Below are 25,728 nucleotides of genomic sequence, written 5' to 3'. Positions count from 1 at the left end.
GATCAGGTCACAGCCTTTTTGCGGAACGTGCTCATCAGATTGTCCCAGAGCTCGACCTTGACGCCAGCGCGCTTCATGATGAGGCTCTGCTGCAGGACGGAAAGCGTGTTGTTCCAGGTCCAATAGATGACGAGACCGGAGGGGAAGGTCCCGAGCATGAAGGTGAAGATCACCGGCATCCAGGAGAACATCTGTTTCTGGACGGGATCGGCGGGTTCGGGGTTCATCTTCATCTGGAAGAACATGGACACGCCCATGATGAGTGGCCAAATGCCGATCGCCAGGAAATGGCCGATCATCGGCAGATGCGTCGGATCGAAGGGCAGCAGGCCGAACAGATTGAAAATATTGGTCGGGTCGGGCGCTGAGAGGTCGCGGATCCAGCCGAAGAAGGGCGCTTGCCGCATTTCGATCGTGACGAAGAGCACTTTGTAGAGCGCGAAGAAAACCGGGATCTGGATCAGCATGGGCAGGCAGCCGGCGACCGGATTGATCTTTTCGCGCTTATAGAGCTCCATCAATTCCTGCTGCTGCTTCACCTTATCGTCGGCATAACGCTCGCGCAGCGCCAGCATTTGCGGCTGGATGGCTTTCATCTTGGCCATCGACAGATAGCTGCGATTGGCGAGCGGAAAGAACACAGCCTTGACGAGGACGGTGATGCAGAGAATGGCGACGCCGAAATTGCCGACGACCTGATAGATCGTGTGGAGAATCCAGAACATCGGCCGGGTAATGAAATAGAAATAGCCCCAGTCGATCAGGAGATCGAATTTCTTGATGCCGAGTTCGTTGCGATAATCGTCAAGCGTCTGGGTTTCCTTGGCGCCGGCGAAGAGCCGGCTCATGTCGCCCCCCGTGCCGCCCGGCGCGATGGTCAAGGCGGGCCCCAAAGCATCGGTCTGATAGAGGGGCGTGGTGGTGCCGCGTTCGGAGAAACGACCCTCGAAGGGCGTCGCTTGATCGGGCGCGATCACCGCCGCCCAATATTTATCGGTAAAGCCGAGCCAGCCGCCGGTGCCCTTGAAGCTTTTGGTGGCGTTTTCTTCCTTATGGATCTTATCGTAGGTGATTTCTTGCAAGCCATTGTCGCCGATGACGCCGACCATGCCTTCATGCAGGACGGCATAGCCAGCCGTCACCGGGCGGCCGTGCCGCGAAACCAGGGAATAGGGATAAAGGGTGACCGGTTTGTCGGTCTTGTTTTCAACCTTGTCGGTCAAGGTGAACATGAAACGGTCATCGACCGAAATGGTGCGATGGAAGATGAGGCCTTGCCCATTGTCATAGGTCAAGGTGACCGGCGCCTCCGGCGTCAGGACCTCGCGATCGGCGCTCCAGAGCGTGTCGGATTTCGGCAGCAGGAGACCGGCCTCGGCCGGCGCGACGAAACCGGCGTCGGCATAATAGGGTGCGGGCGTGCCGCTCGGAGAGAGCAGAACGATATTGGGGCTGTCCTTGGCCACGGTCTCGCGATAGGCCTTCAGCGAGACATCGTCGATCCGAGCGCCTCGTAGATTGATCGAGCCGAACAGATTGGGCGTGTCGAGTTTCACGCGCGGGGAGGCCGCAAGGGCTTCCGGCCGGCTCAATTGCGTTTGCGGGCTCTCACCGGGAAGGCTGCGCTGGCCAGGGACGTTCAAGTCAGAGCGTGCTGTCGTGTCACTCGTGGTTTGTGTTTGCGCCTGCTGTTCCCGCACAATCTGAGCCTGACGCGCTTTTTCCACCTGCGGCCCGGCAAAGAAATAGTTCCAGCCGATGAGGACGAGGAGCGACAGGCCGATTGCCAGATAAAGATTTCGACTGTCCTGCTTCATGGGTTGGATCGGCCCCTTGGGGTTTTGCCATTGGCTGGTTGTTTAGGGCGCGCCGTGGCTTTTTCGCCGCCCTGGGACCGCGTGGTTTCAGGGGCATTCGGCGCGGAAGATTTGTTTTTCCGGGTCTCGGATTTGTGGATCTTGGCTTTGTCGACCTTGATCAGGGCCTGCCGAAGCGTGGCTTGTAAATCGCAGAACGGCATGGCCAAGGCCGCAGGCCGGGCAATGATCACATAATCATGGCCCGGCTTGGCCGGTAGATCGGCGGATGGGTCAGCCAGCGTATCGGCGAGATGACGTAACGCTTCCTTCAGGCGGCGGCGAATCCGGTTGCGCTGAACCGCATGGCCCGTTTTTCGGGTCACCGTGAAGCCGAACCGAGCGGGAAGGCCGGATGGGCCACTGGAAGAGGCCAAAGCCGCCGCATTGGCGGAGGCTTTCGAGGTCGGATTCTCTTTCTCCAGATCTTGCCCGTCTTGACCTTTTGAGGGCAGATCCATCGGCTCACGCGGGATGGATTGCAGGGAGAAGGCCTCGCAATGCACCCTTTTGCCTTTGGCGGCGCGCAGAAAATCCCGCCGCTTGCGGATCCTCGCCACAGGGGGACGAGGAGCAGGCGACGGGGGTGCGGTCAACCTTGGGGAAAGACGCGAATCATCCACCACGACGTCAGAGTTCACGCGTGGCTGAGGATCGACGCGGAGGTCGTCATGGGATTGAGGCGTGGAGCCAGAATTCCTCAAGCCGACAAGCGCTTGCGGCCACGCGCGCGCCGAGCCGCCAGGACCTTGCGACCGCCGACCGTGGCCATGCGGGCGCGGAATCCGTGACGGCGCTTGCGCACGATCTTGCTCGGTTGATAGGTACGCTTCACGACTAAGGCTCCCGTGCGATATCAGGACGGCTGGAGGGCGGCATGCAAATTTTGAAAAATTTGCATTCGAAACGAGGTTCGGCGCGCGGGTCTCCGGCATGGATTGAAGAAAAGGTGGTTAAATTGCCGTCTGGCGGGCCTGCCTGCCGAGGCGGAAAATTGCCTGCATATAGAAGGAGACGGCCGGGAAAGTCAATTTCCGTAGCGCCTTGTCATCATCGAATTGCCGCTACTGAAAATCATACGGATGCCGACAGGCCGTGTCAGCGTGGGGCTCGCTTGGCCAGAATGCGTTGCAGGGTGCGCCGATGCATGTTGAGACGACGCGCTGTCTCTGAAACATTGCGGCCGCAAAGTTCGTAGATGCGCTGAATATGTTCCCAGCGTACGCGATCGGCCGACATCGGATGTTCTGGCACTTCGGCCTTGTCGTGACGCGTCGCGATCAGGGCATGGTAGATTTCATCGGCATCGGCGGGTTTGGCGAGATAATCGAACGCGCCCAGTTTGACCGCGGTGACGGCTGTCACGATATTGCCGTAGCCCGTCAGAATGATGCCGCGCGCATCGGGGCGTTTGGTCTTCAATTCGGAAATGACGTCGAGACCATTGCCATCGCCAAGTCGCATGTCGATGACGGCGAAGGCCGGCGCTTGCTGCGCAATGGCGGCGAGCCCCTCTGCGACGGAGGAGGCCGCCGTGACGGCGAAACCACGCAGTTCCATAGTGCGGACGAGGCGGGTCAAAAACGGCTTGTCGTCATCGACAATGAGCAGGCTACGATCGGCTCCAAGATCATGGTTCGGATCGGTGACGGCCTGCGTTTCCATCGATTCGGGCTGGAGATGTTCGGCTGCATTCATGGGTTTTACCCTGGATCGCTATGCGTCCAGCGGGTGCCGGACGGAACGGAGGAATAAAGCGGCTTCGGGACAAATCCGACGTGTTTACAAAAAGGAGAGCCCCAGGCGCGAGGCCGGTCCACGGCATGGTTGTTTGGATGCGGGGACAGATCCTTCGTTGATGGCTCGCCCGGACAATACGCGCGAGTGACGCGCTCATGCGTAAAACCTAAGCCTGAGCTGAAGCTATTCTAACCATTTTGCGCGCGTTTTGTACAACATTTGCGTGACCGAGGGGGCGACATTTGGGCCGGCCCCTGATGAATGCATCTGTTCAAGAGGTAAAAGCCTTGACCGTATTGGCCTTCGGACCCTGCTCGAAAACCGCCCGATTCCAGGAAATGGCGATAATCGCGCCGCAGTCGGGAATGGGCTTGTTGGCCGTCGTCACCAGGGCGCCCGAACGCTCGAGTAGGGTTTTGGCGATGAACAAGCCAAGGCCGAGACCCGATCCTTCCTCGGATTTGGCACGGCGATCGGCGCGGGTAGTGAGATAGGGTTCACCGAGCCGTCCAATGACATGCGGGGCGAAACCCGGTCCATCGTCCTCGATGACGATCTTGACGGCAGTTTCAGTCCAGCTTGCCCTGATAAGAACTTCAGTGGCGGCGAAATCGATCGCGTTTTCGACGAGATTGCCGAGCCCATACAAAATGCCGGGATTGCGTCGGCACATCGGTTCGCGGCCCTCTCCCTTGGCCTCGACCCGGACATGCATGCCGAAATCGCGTTGCGGACCGACGACTTCCTCCAGGAGGAGACTCAAGGTCATGTGTTGTAGAATATCGCCGCTATCCTCACCGAGGGAGGTCAGTTTGCCGAGGATCGTGCGGCAGCGCGTGACTTCCTGGGCCAGCAAGGCGATATCCTCCTGGAGGGAAACATTATCGCTGGCGAGATTTTTCAATTCCTTCTCGAGGTCGCGCGCGACCAGAGTGATGGTGGCGAGAGGGGTGCCGAGCTCATGGGCCGCTGCCGCGGCAAGCCCATCAAGCTGAATCAGATGTTGTTCGCGGGCGAGCACCAATTCCGTCGCGGCGAGCGCATCGGCGAGTTTGCGCGCCTCCTCGGAAACGCGGGAGGCATAGATCGCCATGAACGAGGCTCCGAGCACGATCGCGATCCAGATTCCGGTCCGGTAAAGAATGGGCAGGCTGATCTGCTCGTTCGCATACCAGGGCAAGGGATAATGCACGAAGATGAGAACCGTCGTCGCGGTGATCATCAGCGTGGTCAGCAGCAAGGTGGCGCGGCCGGAGAGCGAAACGGCGGCGATGACCACGGGCGCGAAGAACAGCATGGAGAACGGATTCTGCAATCCGCCGGTCAGATAGAGAAGGGCAGAAAGTTGAAGAATATCATAGGCAAATGTCGTCGCGGCGGAAATGTCATCCAGCCTGTGCGTTTGAGCGAACCGCAGACGTAATCCTATATTCAGGCAGGCTGATGCGATGATCGCGCATAGACAGGCGAGCAAGGGCAGTTTGAAGCCGAAGCCGTAATGAGTGACGAGCACGGCCACGGTTTGGCCAAGCAGCGCCAGCCAGCGCAATTTGATGAGCGTATCGACGCGCAAACGGCGCGAATGACGACTGAGATCGACATCGGGCAAAGAGGGCATGGCAGGGAAAGCTCAGCTCCGGAGACAGGGCGAGGAAAGCGCGGCGATCGCGCAAGAATGACAGGAAGGGCTTCAGTCGAGAGACGCTAAGCAGCCTTGCGTGGCTAAAGCCACGATTGATTTTGCTTTTTTGAAGCAAAATCAATGCTGCCTACAATTTTAAATGTAAGCAGACTTTGGGAAGTCTGCTTAGTGGCGGTTCCCGATATTGTGTCCGAAAGTCCATTTTTTCAATGATATAGAGAGATGAGGGAGTGGAAATCCGCAGCTGGTCCAACTCTATCCTTATGACCATGGGGGAGGGGATCACAAGAGAAATGGCAAGATAGGTCGGCGCCAACACGAAAATGGGAACGCCGGTGCGAAAATCCGGTCTTGTAAAACAGTGCCGGTGTCTTAAATATACACCTAAGTAATTGAATAGAAGCTGCTTTTTTTCTCTATCTGAATATGCACTGAACGGGCTCTTGAAACTTTGTGCCCGTAACAGATTGGAAGAAAATTATTAAAGCTTTGTGCATGGGAATGGCAAAGCCTACGTCTTTGGAATGATGTTTGAAGATATTTGTAGAGTTTTAATTTCCGGCGCGATAAGATTCATCCCTTGTTCCCGATTGCCGGACTTGCCTTCGCAAGACGGCAATTTGGTCTTTGAGGGGATGAGTTTTCTGGATCCTGGGTCCCGTGTTGAAGAGTCGTCGCGTGCCTCGATGTGGTTCCGGGGTGCGAGTCGGCGACCGATTCATCAGGGCAACCGCGTTCGATCCATTGATACGTGTCGCCAAGCGTAGCGGCGCACAAGCAAGAAAGCGCTCATGGTTGGCGACCCAAAGCGCTCATCAAGGTCAATAACGATATTCAACGACAATAACGGCAAAGAACAAAAAAGACAAAAACATAGAAAGCCTCGTCCGCGCTGAGGGCCTGATCACGGGCGTTTCCAAGGCGAAGGGCGGGGTTATGGGGGAAATAAAGATGAATCCGTTTTCCTATGGCATGCATGAAATGACCCATCTGGCGCTGACGCCGGCCCGTATCGTCACGGATGCAACGCGTCAGTGGTTCAAGAATCCGATCAATCCCTTGTCCTATACGCATGTCGGCCGCAATCTCGCCGCTTCGGCGGAGATTTTCGAACGGCTGACCCGCCATTATGAAAAGCCGGTCTTTGGCTTTGAGGCTACGACCATTGGCGAGGCGCGTGTGCCGATCCGGGAAAAGATCGTTTGGCAGAAGCCTTTCGGCCAGCTTTTGCGCTTCGAGCGTGATACGAGCACCGTGCCGGATCTGGCGCCGACCTTGGCCAGGCAAGCTAAACTGCTCGTCGTCGCACCGATGTCGGGTCATCATGCAACATTGCTGCGGGGAACGGTCGAAGCTTTTCTTCCCTGTTACGATGTCTATATCACCGATTGGGTGAATGCCCGTCTTGTGCCGAAGGAGGTCGCCAGTTTCGGCCTCGACGATTATATCGATTATCTCATCGACATCTGCCGGGTCCTCAATGCCGCCAAGACGAGAGGCGAGCCCGACGTGCCCTTGCATACGATCGGCGTCTGCCAGCCCGCGGTGCCCCTGATCGCCGCCGTTGCCCGTATGGAAGCGCAAAATGATCCTGCCGTGCCCGCCTCCATGACGCTGATGGGCGGACCAATCGACACGCGCCGCAGTCCGACCGCCGTCAATCTTCTTGCGCGGGAACGCGGCATGCCCTGGTTCCGCGAGAACTGCATTCATGTCGTGCCCTATAGCTATCCGGGCTTCGGGCGCAGCGTCTATCCGGGCTTTTTGCAGCTCGCGGGCTTCATGGCGATGAATATCGATCGCCATGTCACCGCCCATATCGACATGTTCAATCATCTTGTCGAGAACGATGGTGATTCCGCCGAGAAACATCGTGAATTCTACGATGAATATCTCGCGGTGATGGACCTCACCGCCGAATTCTATCTCGAGACGGTGGATGCTGTTTTCGTCAAACATGCCTTGCCGCTTGGGCAGATGCGCCATCACGGCGAAAAGGTCGATCTTAGCGCGATTCGCCATGTCGCCATTCTCGCGGTCGAGGGCGAGCGCGACGATATTTCAGGGCTCGGCCAGACCGAGGCCGCGCTCGAATTATGCGACAATGTGCCGGATAAGATGAAGGCCTATCACATGCAGGCAAAGGTCGGTCATTATGGCGTGTTCAATGGTTCGCGCTATCGCCGTGAGGTCGTGCCGCGCATCCGTGATTTCCACGCCGCCAGCGCCGCTTGATCTCATTTTTTGGTGGGGGCTTCGCTCCCACCAAAGAAACTATGGTTTCCAAGGTGCCAGCATGCTAGGCATAAGCTAGGAGCGCCCGCTCCAAGAAAAGAACGACACGGCCCCGGCCGCTTTTGAGGAGGTTCACATGACCTGGACAACCCCCACTGTGATCGAAGTTTGCATCGGCATGGAAGTGACGAGCTACGCTTCTGCTGAAATCTAAGATTTGAGACTGGCCAGGATCTGACCGCCGCATGCGTGTTCTCGTCCTGGGGTCAGCGGCTGGGGGTGGCTTTCCGCAATGGAATTGCCGCTGCCCGGTCTGCCGCCTGGCTTGGGCGGGAGATAAACGCGTGACGCCCCGCACCCAATCGAGCCTCGCGGTCAGCGCCGATGGTGTGCGCTGGCTATTGCTGAACGCTTCTCCAGATCTGCGCCAGCAAATCCTGGCAAATACTGCCGTCCAGCCTCAGGAAGGTAATCGTCATTCGCCGATTGCTGGCGTGTTCCTGACCAATGGCGATATCGATCATTTGGCCGGCCTCCTCACTTTGCGCGAGCAGCAGGCTTTTACTATTTTCGGCACGGGCGCGACTTTGGCGGAAATTGCCGCCGGCAGCGTCTTCGGTGTCTTGAACAAAGACCTCGTCTCTACACAGAAAATCGCTCTCGATGTGCCCTGCGATACGGGCCTTGGCCTGACTGTCACGGCTTTCGCCGTTCCGGGCAAGGTGCCGCTTTATCTCGAAGGCGAAAAAGTGCAAATCGGCGAACTTTCCGAAAGCACCTTGGGGCTTGAGATCACCGATGGTGCCAAGCGCTTTTTCTATATTCCCGGCTGCGCTGCGGTCACGGATCAAGTGATTGCGCGCATCAAGGGCGCTGATCTGCTTTTTTTCGATGGCACGACGTTTACCGACCGGGAAATGGTCGATCTCGGCCTGTCGCAGAAAACCGCCTGGCGCATGGGTCATGTCGCGATGAGCGGCGAGGAAGGCTCGCTGCGGCGTTTGGCCGATTGCGGAATTGGCCGCAAGATCTACATCCATATCAATAATACGAATCCAGTCCTGATCGACGATTCGCCGGAACGGGCATCGGTCGAAAAAGCGGGCTGGCAAGTCGCGTATGACGGCATGGAGGTAGTAGCGTGACGGAAGCTGGCGGTGTTCTCTTGTCAGGGGAAGACTTCGAGGCGCGGCTGCGCCAGATCGGTGCCGAGCGTTACCATAATCTGCACCGGTTCCATCATCGTCTGCATAGTGGCCAATGTTCCTTCACGGAAGTCCAGGCCTGGGCGCTCAACCGCTATTATTATCAGGCAATGATCCCGATCAAGGATGCCACGGTTCTCACTCGCATGTCCGAGGTGGAAGATCGGCGCGAATGGCGCAAGCGCATCGAGGATCATGATGGTTTGCAGCCGGGCGACGGCGGTATCGAGCGTTGGCTGAAGCTCACTGACAGTCTTGGCTTTTCGCGGCCCTATGTCATCTCGACGCAAGGCATTTTGCCGGGCACACGATTTGCCGTGGAAGCCTATGTCGAATTCTGCCGGAGCCGCAGTCTGCTCGAAGCCATTGCGTCCTCGCTGACGGAATTATTCTCGCCGACGATCATCTCCGAACGTGTGGCCGGCATGCTCGCCCATTATGATTTCGTCAGCCGCGAGACGCTTGCCTATTTCTCGCAGCGTCCAGTGCAGGCCAAGCGCGACAGCGATTTTGCCCTGAATTACGTAAAAACTCATGCCAAAACCCGAGCGGAACAGAACCTGGTCCTGGCCGCGCTCGAATTCAAATGTTCCGTGCTCTGGACCCAGCTCGATGCTCTATGGGGCGCTTATGTTGATGGCGCCGTACCGCCAGGCGCCTGGGTGGCGGGGCAAGGTTCTGACAAGGAACAGGCGGCCTGAACATTTGCAGGCCGAGCGAAGGCAAATTGACTAATGGGCGTCGAAACAGCGATTCAGCCGACCACCATTCCACGCCTGCCGCGTGGCGTCCGTCTCAAACATGATGCGACGCGTGACGAATGGCTGCTGCTCGCCCCAGAACGTGTGGTCAAGCCCAATCCGAGTGCGATCGAGGTTTTGAAACGCTGTGATGGCAAGGCGAATGTCGCGGAGATCGTCGCCGGTCTTGCTGCGCAATTTTCCGCCGATCCGGCGCTCATCGAGCGCGATGTCCGCGCGCTGCTTGGCGAATTGGCCAGTAAACGCATGTTGGATCTATGAACGAGACGAGCCCGCAGAACGTTGCGCCGCCGCTTACTCCGCCCGTTGCCCCACCCTTGGGCTTGCTCGCGGAACTGACCCATCGTTGCCCGCTTGCCTGTCCCTATTGCTCGAATCCTTTGGAGCTTGAACCGCTCGCCCATGAACTTGATACGGCGACCTGGAACCGCGTCTTTTCCGAGGCGGCGGCACTGGGTGTTCTGCAGGTGCATCTTTCTGGCGGCGAGCCTGTTGCGCGGCGCGATCTTACCGAGATTGTCACGCATTGTGCGAAGATCGGCCTTTATACCAATCTGATCACTTCCGGCATCGGTCTCACTGAAAGAGGCGTCGAGGCTCTGAGCGAAGCCGGACTCGATCATGTGCAATTGTCAATTCAGGATGCTGAAGCCGCCTCCGCCGACCGGATTGCCGGTTATGAAGGGGCCTATGCTAAAAAGCAGGCGGTTGCTGCTTGGGTCATCAAGGCGGGCCTTCCTTTGACCGTGAATGCGGTCATTCACCATGCCAATGTCAGCCGCGCTGGAAAAATGGTCGAAATGGCGGTCAAGCTCGGTGCGCGCCGGGTCGAGATCGCGCATACACAATATTACGGCTGGGGCCTTGTCAATCGCGCCGCTCTCATGCCGGGACGAACTGAAGCGGAAGCGGCGGTCGCCGAAGTCGAAGCCTTGCGTCAGACCTATGCGGGCACGATTGTCATCGATCATGTGATGCCCGATTACCATGCTCGCTATCCCAAGGCTTGCATGGGTGGCTGGGCGAGACGGACCTTGAACATAACGCCAACCGGTAAGGCGCTTCCCTGTCACGCCGCCGAAACGATTCCAGGTCTTAACTTCGCCAATGTGCGCGATATGTCCCTGGCCGACATTTGGTTTCATTCACCGGCGTTTGAGGCCTTTCGTGGCACCGCCTGGATGCGTGAGCCTTGTGCGTCCTGCGAAAGAAAAGAGATTGATTTTGGAGGCTGCCGCTGTCAGGCGCTTGCTTTGACGGGGGATGCCTCGCGGACCGATCCTGTCTGTATCGCTTCGCCTGACCACGATAAAGTGGCCGCCGTGGCTGGTTTTCGGCAAGAGGGCGCGGCCGAGGTGCCTTATGTTTACCGGCGGCAGAAACAGCCCGTTTCATCTGTGTAAATTTGAGGAAACGTGTGACCTGAGAGGCTTGCCGGTCGAGTGAGCCCACGAATATCGAGAATCATAGATTCTCGATACGTCACTTTTAAAACCGTATCCACTTGCCCTCATTGAACCGCGACGAGTCGCGCTTCGATGAGGGTGGATACGAGTGCCTTGACGCTTTCCGTGACGTTCAGTTTCGTCGGATCGATGAGGGGGTATTCTGTGCCGTCCTCGGAAAACCAGAACGGATCGGATCATTCACCCCGAACGGCGGCATGGACGTCTCCGGCGTTTTTTCAAAGGTCTCCGATCGATGGTAATGCTTGATCATCCTCTCGCCGTCACCATGGGCGACCCCTCCGGCATCGGTCCGGAAATCATCGCAAAAATGTATCTGCGCCGTCCTGATAAACGGAACTGGATCGTCGTCGGCGATCCGCTGGTGATGGAGCATGCTATCGCGAACCTTGGAGTTGCCGTTCAAATACGCAGGATCGCGACGGTCGAGGAGGCGGGATGCGAGGATGGCGTCCTGAACGTACTGGCCTCCTCATCGCTCGCGACCTTGCCAGCGGTCGGGCGTGTTTCCGCGGTCAGTGGTCAGGCGGCCTATGACGCCATTGTCACCGCTATCGGGCTGGCTCGGCAAGGAACGATCCGGGGCATCGTCACGGCGCCAATCCATAAGGAAGCTCTGGCTGCCGCCGGCATCCACTATCCTGGTCATACGGAAATCTTGGCCGAACAGGGCGGCGCGCAGCACGTTGCCATGATGCTGGCCAATGACGAGATCCGTACGGTGCTCGTGACGATCCATTGTTCGCTTGCGGATGCGATCCGCAAAGCGGATTTCCCGGCGCAGATGCAAGCCATCCGTCTGGCGCATGAGGGGGCGCGTGCTCTCGGCATCGTGCAGCCGCGTATCGCGGTGGCGGGTCTGAACCCGCATGCCGGAGAGGGTGGCTTGTTCGGTGACGAGGAAATCCGCATCATCACGCCGGCGATCGCGGCGGCGCGCGCCGAGGGCATCGATGCAACGGGACCGTGGCCTGGCGATACTGTCTTCATGCAGGCGCGCCTCGGCAAGTTCGATGTGGTCGTCGCGCAATATCACGACCAGGGCCTGATCCCGGTGAAGTTCATGGGGTTGGAAAAAGGCGTTAACATCACGCTCGGCTTGCCATTTGTCCGCACCAGCCCGGACCATGGGACCGCTTTCGATATTGCGGGGCGTGGCATTGCTGATTCTTCCAGCCTCGAGACAGCGTTCGATTATGCTACACGGCTGAAGGTTCCGACTCCCTTCTTCTCTGGAGCCATGTCATGAAACAGTGCGATTTCATTTTCATGCTCACACGCAATGATCGAACCGTGCCGGATGCCGCCCGACATGTCGAAACCGCCTGTAAAGCGGGAATTCGCCATATTGGTTTCAAGGATGTTGGGCTGCCTTTCACCGCGCTCCGCGATCTCACCCGGCAGATCCGGGCGGGCTCTGCGTCTATCTATCTCGAGGTTGTCTCTCTCGACCGGGAGAGTGAAATCAGATCTGTGGAGGCGGCGGTTGATCTGGGCGTCGATTACCTGCTCGGCGGCACCCATGTGGAGGATGTCGTCCGGCTTCTGGAAGACTCGAAGATCCGCTATTATCCTTTTCCTGGACGAATTGTCGGCCATCCCAGCATCCTCATGGGATCGACGTCCGATATCGTCGCCAGTGCCCGGACTCTGGCCGCCTATTCAGGCGTACACGGTCTTGATCTGCTCGCCTATCGCTCGGCAAATGACGGACCATCCCTGATAAAAGCGGTCTGCAGCGCCATCGACAAACCGGTCATTATCGCAGGATCGGTGGATCGACCGGAACGGATCGAGGCCATCCGCAAGGGAGGAGCAGCCGGCTTTACGGTCGGCACATCCGCTCTGGATGGGCGCTTTCCAGGAGGGGGCCCCAATCTGGACGATCAGTTGGCGGCAATCGCCGGCTTCGCGGGATAATTTGACGCGGTCACAAAGACGAGCAGCATCGCTCGTGAATGCGACTTTACGAGCGATGCTTCAGAGCAGACGAGTTTGACACCCTTGAGTGGCATTTCTCCGCCTATTGAGTTTTCTGCCATAATTTATGGGGAGCCAGAATCGGCTGAAGCCATTTTGGCTGTCGCGGTACCGCAAGCAGAGCGGCTTCAGCGTTTTCGCGGGCGAGGGTTTGGGCCTGAACGGATTGCTGCAATTCCGCGATAAGTTGCTCATTGGTAGTCAAGGCGGCACGTAGATGATCTCGTTCCGCTATCGTTGCATCCAAAACAGCATGCGTTTCAGCATTCGCGTTCTCGCGAGCGAGGGTTTGTTCGGCATTGGCTTGCTCGGCACTTTTGCGGGCGAGGATTTGTATCTGCAAGGCAGCATGCGCTTCCGCAGTGGCGCGGTCGGCGTTTTCCCAGGCGACGGTTTGTATCTGCAAGGCAGCATGTGCCTCGGCATTGGCTTGCTCAGCGCTTTCACGGGCGAGAGTCTGCGCCTGCAGGGCATGCTGCAACGCGCTATTTTGTTGCATCGATTGATCGTAAAGCGCTTGAACCGAACCGAGTTGGGCGTGTGCGGTATCTTGTATTTGCTGTAACTGAATCTCGAAAGGTGTAAGAAGCTGTCTGAAGGCGATGAACTGATCGGCAAAGTGCCGGACTTTTTCGAAAGCGTCCGGGTTTTTTGAAGATTGCCGGATCAGTTCGTAGACATGACGAACGAGCGGCTGGCGCGCCTTCATGTCATTGCGCCCCTGCCGATTCATCTCTGAATGGACGAGATGGCTCACCGCAATTTGGATATCCTGCTGTGATTGTGCGGTTTCAAGGTCAAGGAAATTTTGTAGACGCTGCGCCGTACCGAATGGATCCTCGAACCAATCCTCGTAATCGATTACCAGAACGTCCTGATCGATCGTATAACGAAAGCATTCAATGAGATAATCGAGGCATCGATATTCGCCGATTGCGGGATCAAGGCCATCTCTGGCTTTCAAGGAGGCCGCGACATGGGCCGGATTGCGGGTGCAAAGGACGTATTTCGGCCTGAGGTGGAGACGGGCCAAAATCCGTTTCCAGGCAGGCATGAGCTTGCAGGTACGGGGATCCTTGAAGCCGAAAGTGTCAGTATGTGCCACTTTATCGGCGATCAATTGTTCCAAACGGGAGAGAACAGGTTGAATGGCCGGCTCGGCCCACCAGGCAGGCGGCAGCGGAAAATCGTGTGTGGGTGAATAAAAAGCTCGATTGAAAAAGGCCAGGATCTCGTCATGGAGGGCGACGAGATCCCAACGCTCCCAATGGCCAAGCTCGTTGCCGAGTCCCTCGCCTTTTTCATCGGCCATATTGATGCCGAGCCCGCTCATGATGCTGGAGCACAAGGACGTGCCGCTCCGATGCATACCGAGGATAATGTAAATCGGTTTCAGCATCGGGCTTGTGGCAGATGGCAATCCAGTCCTTGCCTGGTAAACCTGATCAATCGCGGTCATCGTGACATCCATCCTCCTTCTCACACCCATTTTGCATTTACGGACGAATCGCAAAAAGGATCGCTATTATTAGCAATATATAGCGCTTGGGTGAGGCCGAAGGGGCCAGTGAAAGAACTACTTCATAAAATGACTTTTAATAGGGTGCGCACGAATATGTGAAAATAATTATTTCAACTGTATAATCAATAAGATGTCATCATCATTAACATCTTGTGAGGGAATTCTCCTTAAAGCCGTCCCTCGCCGCCTTCCCATAGAGCGGTCAGGCCCTCGCGATAGGTGGGATAAGCAAGTTCCATCCGCAATTCCTGTTTAAGCTTCAAATTCGAGGCGCGTTTGTTTTCCGCATAGAAGCTACGGGTCAGCGGGCTGATCTCGGCCGCCTCAAGGGTGATTTCCGGCGGCGGCGTCACACCCAAAAGCTCTGCCGCATAGGTGACCACGTCTTGCGGCGGTGCCGGTTCGTCATCGGAGACGTTCCAGACCTCGTTGCGGCCATCATAGGCGAGCGCCCCGGCGATGGCACTGGCGATATCATCGACATGAATGCGGTTGAACACCTGATCCGGCTTGATGATGCGATGGGCCGTGCCAGCGCGCAGATTGACGAGCGCATTACGGCCCGGCCCGTAAATGCCGGCAAGACGCAGCACGTGAACGTTTTTTTCCTTGCTTTTGCCGAGTGCGGCCCAGGATTTTTCCGCTTGAACGCGCGTGCGGGCGCGTTCCGATGTCGGTGTGGCGGGCCGTGATTCATCGACCCATTGGCCTTGGCGATCGCCATAAACGCCTATGGTCGAAAGATAGATGATTGTCTGCGGTCGGTGCAGGCCCGCAATGCGGCGACCGAATCGCGATAGCACCGGATCGACCGAGACACCGGGAGGAATCGAGACGATGACGGCATCGGCTGCGCCGAGCCAGTCGAGAATCGCCGGATCTTCCTTTTCGGGGCCAAACAGAAGGGGCGTAATCTGGTCGCTTGCCAATTGCTGGACTTTTTCTTCCGTGCGCACCGTGCCGCTGATCGTTTCAAATGAGGCGCCGAAACGATCGATGAAATGCAAGGCGCTATAACCGAGGCCGAAGACAAACAGCTTCATGCAAAAACGCCCTTTTCCGTTACGCCCGCTTGCACCCATTCGAGCAGGACACTCATGTCCTTTTCGCGCGGGGCAAGCCGCCCCGCAAGGGTAAGAAATTCCGTTCGCGGCAAAAGTTCCGCTAATGCCCAGATCGCCGCGCCGCGCACGAGCGGTGCTTCATCGTCGAGGAGAGTCCTCACCGACACGATCAACGATCGATCGCCCGAATTGCCAGCAGCGATCAGGACATTGCGCAAGAACCGTACCCGCCCGATCCGTTTGATCGGGCTCCCCGCGAAGAAGCGCCGAAAAGCGGCATCGTTAAGGCCGAGCAGAAGATGGAGCGGCGGGGCGGTCCATTCCGCGCGCGCCAAAAGCTTTGTTTCAGATGCCGCTTTGGCGAATTTATTCCAGGGGCAAACCGCAAGGCAATCGTCGCAGCCATAAATGCGATTGCCGATCTTTTTACGAAACTCTGGAGGGATGGGCCCCTTGTGCTCGATAGTCAGATAGGAAATGCACCGGCGCGCATCGAGTACGTAAGGCTGGGGAAAGGCCGATGTCGGACAAATATCGAGACAGGCGTGGCAGGAGCCGCAATGATCGGATTCTGGCCTGTCGGGAGAGAGAGGCAGAGTCGTGAAGATCGAGCCGAGGAACAGCCAGGAGCCGGCCTCGCGCGAGACGAGATTGCTATGGCGTCCTTGCCAGCCAAGGCCCGCTGCGGCCGCGAGCGGCTTTTCCATTACTGGGGCTGTGTCGATGAACACTTTGAGGGCGGGTTCTTCCGCGACAAGCCGGGTTTTGCGGGCGTGAGCGAGAAGCCAGCCGGCGAGGAGTTTCAAGCGCCCCTTGATGACATCGTGATAGTCGCGCCCGCGCGCATAGACGGAAATATTGCCCCGTTCGGGCTCAAAGAGATGCGCGAGGGGAGGTTCTGCGGGCCCATAATTCATGCCGAGCATGATGATGCTCTGCACCTCCGGCCACAATATGCGGGGATCGGCGCGGCGCGCCTCGGTCTCGCGCATCCAGTCCATGTCGCCGGCAGCACCTTTGTCGAGCCACGCGCGCAAACGCACTGGTGCATCGGGAAGCGCGCCTGGATGCGTCACACGGCAGAGCGTGAAGCCCTGTGCCCTGGCTTCATTGAGGAGCGCTATCTTGAAGGCTTTTTCCTGGGTCTGATCCATGGCCGTGCCGGCAGATCTTCAGGGTTTGATAATCCAGACGGGCTCTCAAGTGCAAGGGAGAGCATCGCGTCGGCATATTGGATCTTGTGGAGTTGGAAGAATCCTGGGTGGAACGATGTCTCATGACGATCGCTCAGCAATTGGAGTCCTTGCCGGCGTATATGCGGTGCTGCCGCCGCCCCTCACGGGAGTGAAGAAAAGGCTCGATCTCTTGTTTGACCTGGTCGTCCTTATCCCCAAAGTGTTCCGCTTTGGGTGTGTGCTTTCTTTTAGAAATCCAGATCGGCGTAAACGGCGGCGGGCGCGAGGCCCGGTAGGCGATCGTTGAGCAAAGACCGGAAAGAGGGGCGTGATTTCACCCGCGCATACCAGAGTTTCGCGGCCTCATCCTCTTCCCAAGGGACATCGCCCAGAAAGTCGATGCAGGAGATCTGCGCCGCCGCGGCGAGGTCGGCATGGGTCATCCTATCTCCCGCCAGCCAGTTCCGGCGTCCCGCGAGATAGCCGATATAACGCAGATGATAACGGATATTGCTGCGTGCCACGCGCACCACTTCCATATCCGGCCCACCGCCGCCCTGGGCGCGCGTCATATAGCGTTTGGTGACCTTCTCGGTAATCAGCCAGTCAGACACTTCCTGGAAAAACTTGCGCGCGAACCAATCATAGAGGCGGCGCACCTCGATCCGTTCGATCGGATCATCCGGCAGCAGCCGATGACGGCCGAGACCGAGACCGCGCGTTTCATCGAGATATTCAGCGATGACTTCGGCGCCGGGCACCACATAATCGGCCTCGATCAGGACGGGCGTGGTGCCGGCCGGATTGAGCGCCAAAAAGTCTGGCCGCCGTTCGAAGGTCTTTTCCTCGATCAGGCGTGGCTCGATCCCATATTCGCCGAGCAGCAACCGGACGAAGCGGGAATGGGGGCAGAGCGGATGGTGAAAAAGCGTGACCATTCGGCGGGCGGGTTCTCGGGGCGGCTTACGGGCGGGCTATTCTAGATGCCTGGGACATCGCCGCGGCACGAGAACGAAGGCGCCGGGCCATCACGAAGCTTCGTTCTATAGGCCGGTCGCGGTCACATCACAAGATCGGGAAGAGGGCTACGTGATTACCGTTTGGGGATCGATGAAGTCGGAAGATCCCAATCCTGCGGCCGTCCTTCTGGCACGAAGGCACCGTCCTCGCGCAGGCTGCCACGCAAAGGCTCTGGCGGGACCTGATTGGAGGCGTAGGGACGGGGCGGGGAGGGCGGCACCGAGGCGTCGAGCCCGGTATGGGTTCCCTCATGCAAAGCCATGGCGACAGGGGGATGGCCTTGCGCCACATCGATCTCGTCGTCGATGGCGGGCGCGGGTGGCAGATTGTCCTTTGGTGTCGTCTGAGGCTGAATCAGAGTCGGGGCTGGCTTGCAGATTCGCCGCGGACCGGTCGATGTATTGCCATGCATCGCGAGATCGAGATGAATGTGATTGTAATGAAAAATATTCGATCCCGGCGCGAGGACAGTGGTGAAGCGCGCGCAGGCGCCGGCCTGGACGCCTATGAGAAAGGCGCGCGTGGCATCGTCGCCGCGCGTCCAATCGCGCTGAACGGAGATCATGCGTCCGTCGGCGAGATGGAAGCCGCCAATATCAATGGCATTGCCGAAGGCATGTTCGGAAATCTGCGCGCCATATTGATTGTTCATGCCGCGACAGGAATAAGCCCCCATGCCGTCGATCCCGGTGACCGGAACGCCGAAGGACGCCTTGGCGAGAGGTTGCACGACCTCGCCGAGCCATGCATCGAGTGTGGCGATCATGGGGCAATCGACCGTATAGGTCGTGTTGAAAGCCACCGTGCCATTTTGCAGGGCGCTGATTTTGAGAGGATAATCGAGACCGCAGGCGCCGGGGCCGTCGATGGCGCGGACGCGCTGAATATAGGCGCTCTGACGCACGAGATTTTGGGAAAGACAGGCGCGCTCGGCCTGACCGCGCCACGCCGCCCGCTGTGGCCGCTGGAAATTCGAACAGCCCTCGGCGAGAAGCAGCGTCGCCAATATGGCTAATGGCGTCAGAGTCGCAGAGGCCCGACGTGCCCGTCGCAGAAGGCCATGGCGGCAAGTTTGCCCGGAAACGGTTTGTCGTTCTTCCGGGCTTTGAGAGAGAGAGGCGAGGAGGCGTGCCATTCCCGCAAAATGCGGGAAATTTATTAAGCAGCGCTAAACCTTCGCAAATTTGAACGCTTTCCCCAAGGAGGCGAACTCCTTGGGGCAGTTTTCGTTTCGCGACGTTTTGATCGGTTCAGGCGGCGGAGGCGCCACCGTTCTGGTTATTACGCTCGCGCATGAAACGCTCGAATTCCTCACGGTCCTTGGCGTGGCGCAATTGTTCCAAGAAGGCGGCGAAATCGCGCTCGGCGGCGGCGAGTTTCCGGCGTTCCTCCTCGAGCCGCGCCAATTCGGCGGAGCGCCACTCATCGAAGGCACGGTTGCCGCTGGAGTTCGAAAAGCCCGAGAAACCCATGCCAAATCCTCTCGTCCGCTGGTTGAAGCCGGTACGGCCGTAGCAGCCGAAACCACTCCATCCGCCGCGACGATCCCACTGCTCGCGCGCGAAACTGAAGAGATCGCCCGAATAACCGCTCTTGCCCTGCCAGAATTTCCACAAGACGATGGCGACGCCAATCGGCCAGAAGAGGATAAACCCCAAAATCATCGCCAGAAATTCGGCAGGTTTCCAATGGGAGCAGCAGCTTTTGGATGCCGACCGATAAGGTCCCCACGGCCCACCATTGCCCGCTTGTCCCCCTGTTCCCCCGGCGGCGCCCATCGCGGGACCGTCCTCCGGCCTTCCCGTATAAAAGCTCATTGCAGCGCTCCCGATTGGCCGCATGCGCCGGCGAAAGCCTCCTGGCGGAGCGGCAAGCCCTGAACAATGTATGGTGGCGTCGGTAAATGTCGAGAGGAAGGCAGTCCGTCAAAGCGGAATTAACCTTCCGGTAAGTCTGCTCCGAAGCTTGCCGCCTATTGACCATGCTTCTCGCCTCCTGGCCGGTCGATGATGGATGCGGCCGCCGGAAGGGCAGGACAGATGATCGATGGCGCTCTGGGTTTTTGCCCTATTCTTGCTTGCCGGAGCCTTGCGGGCACCCGCCACGGGCGCGGCCACCGGCTTGTCGACGGTGGCCCTTTGCTTCATAAAGGTCGCGAGAAAAGGAATTTCGAATGTCCGAACTGCCTGAAATCACCATCTATACGACGCAGACCTGCCCCTATTGCCGGAGGGCCAAGGAGCTCCTCACGAAGAAGAATCTGCCGTTCACGGAAATTTCAGTCGATGGCGACTTTGAAGCCCGGGAACGCATGACCGAGCGGGCCAATGGACGCAGCACCGTGCCGCAGATTTTCTTTGGCGATAAGCATATTGGCGGCTGCGACGATCTTTATGAACTGCATTATGATGGCAAGCTTGATCTGCTTCTGGCCGATCTCGCCCGTACGCCTACCGATTGAGAAATATGATCAAATTCGCTTTGATCTGCGACCAGAAACATCGGTTTGAAAGCTGGTTCCAAAGCGGTGCCGCTTTCGACCGCCAGGTCGAGGATGGTTTGATCACCTGCCCCTATTGTGACAGTGTCCAGGTTGCCAAGGCTATTATGGCGCCAGCGATCGCACGCGGCGCCACGCCGCCGGGGCAAAACGTGCCGTGCCCGGGATCGCAGACCGCGCCGCAGAATCTCGAAACGATAGAAGCGTCCCCCTCTCTGCCCACCGGGCAAGACGATGGTGGTTTGCGTGAAGCTCTCGAGCACCAGAGGGAATTACGGCGCTTGGTGATTCGGCTGCATGAAGAAATCCATGCTCATGCCGAGAATGTCGGTGACCGTTTCGTCGAGGAAGTCCACAAAATCAAGGATGGCGTGCTCGCTCCGCGTCCGATTTACGGGCAGGCGAGCGTCGAGGAAGCGCGTGACCTGATTGATGAAGGAATTGAGATCCTGCCTCTTCCTTCCCTGCCGGATGAATGGAATTAGAGCCTCATTCGCATGGCAATGCGAAGGCTGGCTTCGCCGCATTGGTGGATCGTGAGCAACTGAGAAGCTTCCTCGCATGACCATGAGCTTTGCGGCCAATCGCGCTCGCGGCGAAATTCGCGTCCGCTACGAAAAGCATGGCGGTATCACGCGGCCGTTGCGCCTGTTCGAAACGGGGGGCTTGCGTCTGCGCCATCCCCGCGCGTTTCAGGGATGCGTTGGCATGATCGTGAACAGTGCGGGCGGCATCGCGGGGGGCGACCATCTGCGGCTTGCGATCGAGGCGGAAGAGCAGAGCGAACTTGTCATCGCAACACCTGCCGCCGAAAAAATCTATCGTGCGCGAGACAAAGCGGCAATGCTCGATCTATCGCTGGTGCTGGCCCCAGAGACGAAACTTGCTTTTTTACCGCAGGAAACGATTCTTTTTGATGGAGCCGCGCTCTCGCGCCGTCTCGATGTCACCATGGCGAATGATGCCTCACTCCTGCTCGTCGAAACACTCGTGCTTGGTCGTCTGGCGCATGGTGAGAGTGCGATTAGCTGTGATTTTCGCGATTCCTGGCGTATCCGTCGCGGCGGGCGTTTGGTCTTTGCCGAGGAAAGCCGGATCGAGGGACCCTTGAACAGGACATTCGACCAGCCGAGCCTGGGGCATGGGAGGCGGGCCATGGCATTCCTTCTCGCCGTTGCGCCTGACGCAGAGGCGAGGCTTGAATCCTTGCGGGCACGCCTTGCGCCGTTCGAACCCGCTTGCCCGCATGGTGTCTCCGCCTGGAATGGTATGCTGGTCGCGCGTCTCATGGCGGCTTCGCCCGAGGTCTTGCGGTGTGCGCTTCTGGCGGGCCTTGGCCTTTGGCGCGATGATATCGCGCGCCTCTGGTTATAATACCCAGTCTTAATAAGTGAGACTCAGACTTAGCCCCCGCGACGGCGGGGCGGCGGCTTTCCGCCGAACCTCCTACATCTCGACAGGTCGAGATGTCGAAGGCTTGGTATAAGTGTGATGAAAACAGGATCGCCTTTTGAGAGCGATCCTTTAAGAAGAGAAGGGTCGAGGCCGCAAACCATGCGGAGAAAGCGCCATGAATCTCACCCCACGCGAAAAGGATAAATTGCTGATCGCCATGGCGGCCATAGTCGCGAGGCGGCGTCTCGAACGCGGCGTCAAATTGAACTATCCCGAGGCTGTGGCCTTGATTACGGATTTCGTCGTCGAAGGCGCGCGCGATGGACGCAGTGTCGCGGATTTGATGGAAGCTGGCGCGCATGTGCTGACAGCGGCGCAAGTGATGGACGGCATTGCCGAGATGATCCATGACGTGCAGGTCGAGGCTACTTTTCCGGACGGAACCAAGCTCGTCACCGTGCATCATCCGATCCGCGATGCCGCAAGCACACTCATTCCCGGCGAGATCGTGACCATGCCGGGTGAGATTGTCATGAATGCGGAAGCGGACGTTGTGCGGCTTTCCGTGGCCAATACGGGCGATCGGCCGATTCAGGTCGGTTCGCATTATCATTTCTATGAAGTGAATGCGGCTCTTGCATTCGATCGCGACGCAGCGCGGGGCCGGCGGCTCGATATCGTTGCCGGCACGGCGGTGCGTTTTGAACCCGGCCAGACGCGCGAGGTCCGCTTGATTCCATTGGGCGGCGCGCGCGAGGTTTTTGGATTCCGCCAGGAGATCATGGGGAAACTGTGATCATGGGGAAGCTATAAAGATGTGATGCCCGCAAAGCCATGGAGGTTCGGGCTGAATCAAGCCGATGTCCAGATGTTTGCGCTCTTATGATCTTGGGTGACCATTATCGAAGAGCTTGGCCAGCCACTGGTAGTAAAGCGGTTGTTTGGAGTGCAATTCAGCTCGTGAATAAGGCGGCCGCGGGATATTTCCAGAGAGATAAACGCTCGCCGTTACAGCGAAGAATTCTCTGTTATTGGTGAGGAGATAGGAGCCGGCGGGCCATTCTGCCTTGCCGCTCTCAAAAAAATTCTTGATGTCCTGATTATTGAACCCATCACGCAGGCATCGATCATGAAGGGCATGAAGGAGTTCATGCAGGATGATCGGTTTATGCGGATCGAGAAGCCCGGCATGGATATCCACGCCACTCGATGGCTTATAATGGGCGGGGCTAGAATGGTAGCCTGGGGAACTCGTCACAATTCTTATGGCTCGCATACATTGCAAAATGTCCGGTTTGAGACCGACATGATCGACAATATCGAGTTGACGTTCGATCGCATCGATCATCGTCTGCTTGGGCTTTTGCTCCCATACATGGGTGAGAACCACATTCCATCCGTGGTAAGTGAGGACGAGCGGATCAGCCAATGCGCTCCGCGTAAAGGCGAGATTGAGACTTAACGCAACAAAAAGCGTGAAACGTGTCAAAGCCACTCGGATACCCTCTAATCTATATTTATAACAATACGGCATAAAATAAAAAGTGAGTATTACGCTTTTTGGATCGCTGACACGCTTCTAAAATTTTGAATACGAAGGGAATTGAGCGCGAAGTCGCCGTGCCCGGTTGGACCTCTCCTGATGTTTTCGTCCAGATGGCCTTGTTCCCCCAATATTAATGTTATAACGTAACAATAATGCTGATTTCAGGGGTCGCAAAAGTGGGTCGGGTCGAGCGTAAATCTATTGTTTTCATAATGTTGGGATTTGGTGCGGAAGCGGTGGGTTTTGGGCTTTTGGCTCCAAGAGCCTTTGCTCAGGAGCAATTGCCGACCATCGACGTCGTCGCGGAAGGTCCCACTCTCCCCTCAGCGTCAGAAATTCTTATCCGCGACACCCAGAGAATGGATCGTGCCCGCGATAATCTTTCGCCGCGCGGCGGTGCTACGGCCTATGATCTCGGGCGTCAGGCTATCGAGGGGTTGCCTCAGGGCGATAATGCATCGCTTGACAAAATTGTCCTGCAAATGCCGGGTGTGACGCAGGATTCCGTCGCCAGCGGCGATTTTCATATCCGCAATGAACACGCCAATGTGCAATATCGGATCAATGGCGTTTTGTTGCCGGATGGTGTTTCAGGTTTTGGGCAGATCCTCGATCCGGCCTTTATCGGTAATCTCGCCTTGATCGATGGCGTGCTGCCCTCCCGTTACGGGCTGCGGACCTCTGGTATTCTCGATATCACGACACGCAGTGGTGTTTTTGACAATGGGGGCGATGTTAGCCTCTATGGTGGCAGCTATAGTTCGATCATGCCGCGCCTGAGCTATGGCGGTACGAGTGGCAAGACACAATATTTTGCCGTTGGCCGTTTCTTTTCGAATGGGCTCGGTATGGAGAATCTCACAATCGGCCACCAAGCGTTCCATGATGCAAGTCAGCAGGGGCGTTTCTTCGGCTATGCCTCGACCATGCTGGATGATGCGACACGCTTGAGCGTCATCACCGGCTTCTCGATCAACCGCTATCAGATCCCCAATAATCCTGGTCAATCACCGCAATTCACGGTCTTTGGTATCAATGATTTCAATTCCTTGAATATCAATGAAAATCAGGTCGAACGCAGCTTTTATAATGTGCTTGCGTGGCAGCGCAGTGTTGGCGACATCGATGCGCAAGTCGCTTATTTTTCACGCTATAGTTCCGTGCATTATATCCCTGATCAGCTTGGCGATCTCTTGTTCAATGGTGTGGCTTCCAATGTCTTTCGCGACAGCCTGTTGAATGGCGTGCAGGGCGATGCCGCCCTTCATGCAGGGCCGAATACGGTCCGTTTCGGCTTTCAGGTCAGCGCCGAATATACACGCGCTATCAATTCCAATACAGTGTTGCCTCTTGATGGAGATGGGAATGCGATTGATGCACCCTTCACTTTGGGCGAGGCCGTGCCGAAAACAGGTTTTCTTGGTTCTGTCTACGCGGAGGATGAATGGCGGATCAATGATCAGCTCACGCTCAACGCGGGTCTTCGCTTCGATCAGATGAATCAATATGTTTCCGCCAATCAGTTGAGCCCGCGTTTCAGCCTGGTCTATGTGCCTATGGAGGGAACCGCCTTTCATATAGGCTACGCCCGTTATTTCACGCCGCCATCACAAAGCCTTTCGGCTCCGGTCGATCAGGCGATCTATGCCAACACGACCTTGCAACCGGAAGTGACCACGCAAAGTCCGGTGCGGCCGGAACGGTCACATTATTTCGATGCGGGGGTGACACAGCAATTAACGCCGCAATTGTCGACCGGCATCGATGTCTATTACAAGAATGCCCGTAACCTGCTCGATGATGGCCAATTCGGCCAGGCCTATGTCCTGACGACCTTCAATTACGATCGCGCTTATAATACGGGGGTCGAGTTCAAGGCCAATTATCAGGATGAAAACCTGCGTGCCTATGCCAATTTCGCCTGGGCGCGGCAGCGGGCGACACAAGTCTCGTCGAACCAATATCTCTTCGGCGCCGATGAACTCGCCTATATTGATTCCCATTATATTTATACCGATCATGCCCAGAAAATCTCAGCCTCGGCGGGTTTTTCCTATCTCTGGCAGGGGACGCGGTTCGGCGTCGATCTGATCTATGGCAGCGGCTTGCGTTCGGGTTTCGCGAATACGGAAAGTCTGTCACCTTATGCGCAGGTCAATCTCGGCCTGTCGCATGATTTCAAGCTTTCGGATGCGGGCAAGGGACAGCCTTTGACGGTGCGCTTCGATATCATCAATCTGTTTGACCACGGCTATGCCATTCGCGACGGATCCGGCATCGGTGTCTTCGCGCCGCAATATGCACAGCGCCGCAGTTTCTACGCGGGACTTTCTTATAAGTTTTAATGTCGGTCGCCGAGCGCAAGGTGTTTGGCGCCATTTCCGGACCTTGGATGATCAGCCCTTAATTTCTCAAGTTGGCCGCTTTCGACCCTGAAGAACGTATTAGCGGAAGCTCGAAAAGAATAGCTGCCGTAGGTCGCCTCATGCATGACAAGGTCGTTGCCGAGTGCGGGATTCAAATCTGCACAATTGCTGCACAAAACTCCTGATTTTCTGATCAGCAAACCCCAGCAGAATGCACAAAGGCTCGCGATAAAGCGGGCATGGTTCAGCATCGAT

25 protein-coding genes are annotated in these 25,728 nt (G+C 57.3%); 13 read left to right on the top strand and 12 right to left on the bottom strand.

Annotation, left to right across the window (positions count from 1 at the left end; translation table 11 throughout):
* Nucleotides 1-2: 2 nt before the first annotated feature.
* The 5 genes from yidC to BIND_RS16870 all read right to left on the bottom strand — a co-directional run bounded on the left by yidC (nucleotide 3) and on the right by BIND_RS16870 (nucleotide 5,214).
* Nucleotides 3-1,817: a membrane protein insertase YidC gene (yidC, locus tag BIND_RS16890; protein WP_012386235.1), complete on the bottom strand. Its 1,815-nt coding sequence runs from the start codon at nucleotides 1,815-1,817 to the stop codon at nucleotides 3-5.
* Nucleotides 1,814-2,497, bottom strand: a complete 684-nt coding sequence (locus BIND_RS16885; RefSeq protein WP_012386234.1) for a ribonuclease P protein component — start codon at nucleotides 2,495-2,497, stop codon at nucleotides 1,814-1,816. The genes yidC and BIND_RS16885 overlap by 4 nt, the downstream gene beginning before the upstream one ends.
* A 59-nt stretch (nucleotides 2,498-2,556) precedes the next feature.
* The gene (gene rpmH / locus BIND_RS16880) at nucleotides 2,557-2,691 is read right to left on the bottom strand and encodes a 50S ribosomal protein L34 (protein WP_012386233.1); all 135 of its coding nucleotides are present in this window, start codon (nucleotides 2,689-2,691) and stop codon (nucleotides 2,557-2,559) included.
* A 263-nt stretch (nucleotides 2,692-2,954) separates the two neighbouring features.
* Entirely contained in the window at nucleotides 2,955-3,521 is a 567-nt protein-coding gene (locus BIND_RS16875; RefSeq protein WP_050764204.1) for an ActR/PrrA/RegA family redox response regulator transcription factor, read from the bottom strand.
* 346 nt (nucleotides 3,522-3,867) lie between these two features.
* Nucleotides 3,868-5,214: an ActS/PrrB/RegB family redox-sensitive histidine kinase gene (locus tag BIND_RS16870; RefSeq protein ID WP_012386231.1), complete on the bottom strand. Its 1,347-nt coding sequence runs from the start codon at nucleotides 5,212-5,214 to the stop codon at nucleotides 3,868-3,870.
* Nucleotides 5,215-6,189: 975 nt separating this feature from the next.
* On the opposite strand from BIND_RS16870, the gene BIND_RS16865 reads away from it, so the two are divergent.
* The 8 genes from BIND_RS16865 (at nucleotide 6,190) to BIND_RS16835 (ending at nucleotide 12,825) form a co-directional block, all read left to right on the top strand.
* Complete coding sequence (locus BIND_RS16865; RefSeq protein WP_012386230.1) at nucleotides 6,190-7,473, top strand: polyhydroxyalkanoate depolymerase; 1,284 nt, start codon at nucleotides 6,190-6,192, stop codon at nucleotides 7,471-7,473.
* 136 nt (nucleotides 7,474-7,609) lie between these two features.
* Complete coding sequence (gene pqqA, locus BIND_RS22385; protein WP_081433833.1) at nucleotides 7,610-7,687, top strand: pyrroloquinoline quinone precursor peptide PqqA; 78 nt, start codon at nucleotides 7,610-7,612, stop codon at nucleotides 7,685-7,687.
* A gap of 31 nt (nucleotides 7,688-7,718) precedes the next feature.
* On the top strand, nucleotides 7,719-8,618 hold the full coding sequence (pqqB, locus tag BIND_RS16860; RefSeq protein ID WP_012386229.1) for a pyrroloquinoline quinone biosynthesis protein PqqB: 900 nt from the start codon (nucleotides 7,719-7,721) through the stop codon (nucleotides 8,616-8,618).
* Entirely contained in the window at nucleotides 8,615-9,379 is a 765-nt protein-coding gene (pqqC, locus tag BIND_RS16855; RefSeq protein WP_012386228.1) for a pyrroloquinoline-quinone synthase PqqC, read from the top strand. Before pqqB ends, pqqC begins: the two co-directional genes overlap by 4 nt.
* Before the next feature lie 33 nt (nucleotides 9,380-9,412).
* Nucleotides 9,413-9,700: a pyrroloquinoline quinone biosynthesis peptide chaperone PqqD gene (gene pqqD / locus BIND_RS22060; protein ID WP_012386227.1), complete on the top strand. Its 288-nt coding sequence runs from the start codon at nucleotides 9,413-9,415 to the stop codon at nucleotides 9,698-9,700.
* Complete coding sequence (gene pqqE / locus BIND_RS16845; RefSeq protein WP_012386226.1) at nucleotides 9,697-10,842, top strand: pyrroloquinoline quinone biosynthesis protein PqqE; 1,146 nt, start codon at nucleotides 9,697-9,699, stop codon at nucleotides 10,840-10,842. The genes pqqD and pqqE overlap by 4 nt, the downstream gene beginning before the upstream one ends.
* A 298-nt stretch (nucleotides 10,843-11,140) precedes the next feature.
* The gene (pdxA, locus tag BIND_RS16840; RefSeq protein WP_012386225.1) at nucleotides 11,141-12,154 is read left to right on the top strand and encodes a 4-hydroxythreonine-4-phosphate dehydrogenase PdxA; all 1,014 of its coding nucleotides are present in this window, start codon (nucleotides 11,141-11,143) and stop codon (nucleotides 12,152-12,154) included.
* Nucleotides 12,151-12,825, top strand: a complete 675-nt coding sequence (locus BIND_RS16835; RefSeq protein WP_012386224.1) for a beta/alpha barrel domain-containing protein — start codon at nucleotides 12,151-12,153, stop codon at nucleotides 12,823-12,825. The genes pdxA and BIND_RS16835 overlap by 4 nt, the downstream gene beginning before the upstream one ends.
* 103 nt (nucleotides 12,826-12,928) lie before the next feature.
* Here the strand turns inward: BIND_RS16835 and BIND_RS16830 are convergent, their stop codons facing one another.
* The 6 genes from BIND_RS16830 to BIND_RS16805 all read right to left on the bottom strand — a co-directional run bounded on the left by BIND_RS16830 (nucleotide 12,929) and on the right by BIND_RS16805 (nucleotide 19,483).
* On the bottom strand, nucleotides 12,929-14,344 hold the full coding sequence (locus BIND_RS16830) for a sulfotransferase family protein (protein WP_012386223.1): 1,416 nt from the start codon (nucleotides 14,342-14,344) through the stop codon (nucleotides 12,929-12,931).
* A gap of 230 nt (nucleotides 14,345-14,574) precedes the next feature.
* Complete coding sequence (locus BIND_RS16825) at nucleotides 14,575-15,450, bottom strand: SDR family oxidoreductase (RefSeq protein WP_012386222.1); 876 nt, start codon at nucleotides 15,448-15,450, stop codon at nucleotides 14,575-14,577.
* Complete coding sequence (gene queG, locus BIND_RS16820; protein WP_012386221.1) at nucleotides 15,447-16,625, bottom strand: tRNA epoxyqueuosine(34) reductase QueG; 1,179 nt, start codon at nucleotides 16,623-16,625, stop codon at nucleotides 15,447-15,449. Before queG ends, BIND_RS16825 begins: the two co-directional genes overlap by 4 nt.
* 269 nt (nucleotides 16,626-16,894) lie before the next feature.
* On the bottom strand, nucleotides 16,895-17,584 hold the full coding sequence (locus tag BIND_RS16815; protein ID WP_012386220.1) for a glutathione S-transferase family protein: 690 nt from the start codon (nucleotides 17,582-17,584) through the stop codon (nucleotides 16,895-16,897).
* A 155-nt stretch (nucleotides 17,585-17,739) separates the two neighbouring features.
* Nucleotides 17,740-18,672, bottom strand: coding sequence for an extensin-like domain-containing protein (locus BIND_RS16810; RefSeq protein ID WP_244395910.1), 933 nt, complete (start codon nucleotides 18,670-18,672; stop codon nucleotides 17,740-17,742).
* 244 nt (nucleotides 18,673-18,916) lie between these two features.
* Nucleotides 18,917-19,483, bottom strand: coding sequence for a DUF2852 domain-containing protein (locus BIND_RS16805; protein WP_012386218.1), 567 nt, complete (start codon nucleotides 19,481-19,483; stop codon nucleotides 18,917-18,919).
* Nucleotides 19,484-19,839: 356 nt separating this feature from the next.
* Here BIND_RS16805 and grxC point away from each other — a divergent pair, with 356 nt between their 5' ends.
* From grxC to BIND_RS16785, 4 genes are all read left to right on the top strand, one after another.
* Nucleotides 19,840-20,127: a glutaredoxin 3 gene (gene grxC / locus BIND_RS16800; protein ID WP_012386217.1), complete on the top strand. Its 288-nt coding sequence runs from the start codon at nucleotides 19,840-19,842 to the stop codon at nucleotides 20,125-20,127.
* 5 nt (nucleotides 20,128-20,132) lie between these two features.
* Nucleotides 20,133-20,651, top strand: coding sequence for a DUF1178 family protein (locus BIND_RS16795; RefSeq protein ID WP_012386216.1), 519 nt, complete (start codon nucleotides 20,133-20,135; stop codon nucleotides 20,649-20,651).
* A 76-nt stretch (nucleotides 20,652-20,727) separates the two neighbouring features.
* Nucleotides 20,728-21,540, top strand: coding sequence for an urease accessory protein UreD (locus tag BIND_RS16790; protein ID WP_012386215.1), 813 nt, complete (start codon nucleotides 20,728-20,730; stop codon nucleotides 21,538-21,540).
* Nucleotides 21,541-21,736: 196 nt separating this feature from the next.
* Complete coding sequence (locus BIND_RS16785) at nucleotides 21,737-22,357, top strand: urease subunit gamma (protein WP_012386214.1); 621 nt, start codon at nucleotides 21,737-21,739, stop codon at nucleotides 22,355-22,357.
* Nucleotides 22,358-22,441: 84 nt separating this feature from the next.
* On the opposite strand, the gene BIND_RS16780 is transcribed toward BIND_RS16785, so the two are convergent.
* Nucleotides 22,442-23,056, bottom strand: a complete 615-nt coding sequence (locus tag BIND_RS16780) for a hypothetical protein (RefSeq protein ID WP_012386213.1) — start codon at nucleotides 23,054-23,056, stop codon at nucleotides 22,442-22,444.
* Nucleotides 23,057-23,388: 332 nt separating this feature from the next.
* On the opposite strand from BIND_RS16780, the gene BIND_RS16775 reads away from it, so the two are divergent.
* On the top strand, nucleotides 23,389-25,452 hold the full coding sequence (locus tag BIND_RS16775; RefSeq protein ID WP_244395909.1) for a TonB-dependent receptor: 2,064 nt from the start codon (nucleotides 23,389-23,391) through the stop codon (nucleotides 25,450-25,452).
* Nucleotides 25,453-25,728: the final 276 nt, after the last annotated feature.

The organism is Beijerinckia indica subsp. indica ATCC 9039, assembly GCF_000019845.1.
Classification (GTDB): Bacteria; Pseudomonadota; Alphaproteobacteria; order Rhizobiales; family Beijerinckiaceae; genus Beijerinckia; species Beijerinckia indica.
The sequence above is the reverse complement of the archived record's forward strand: the minus strand, read 5'-3'. Positions and strand labels throughout refer to the sequence as shown.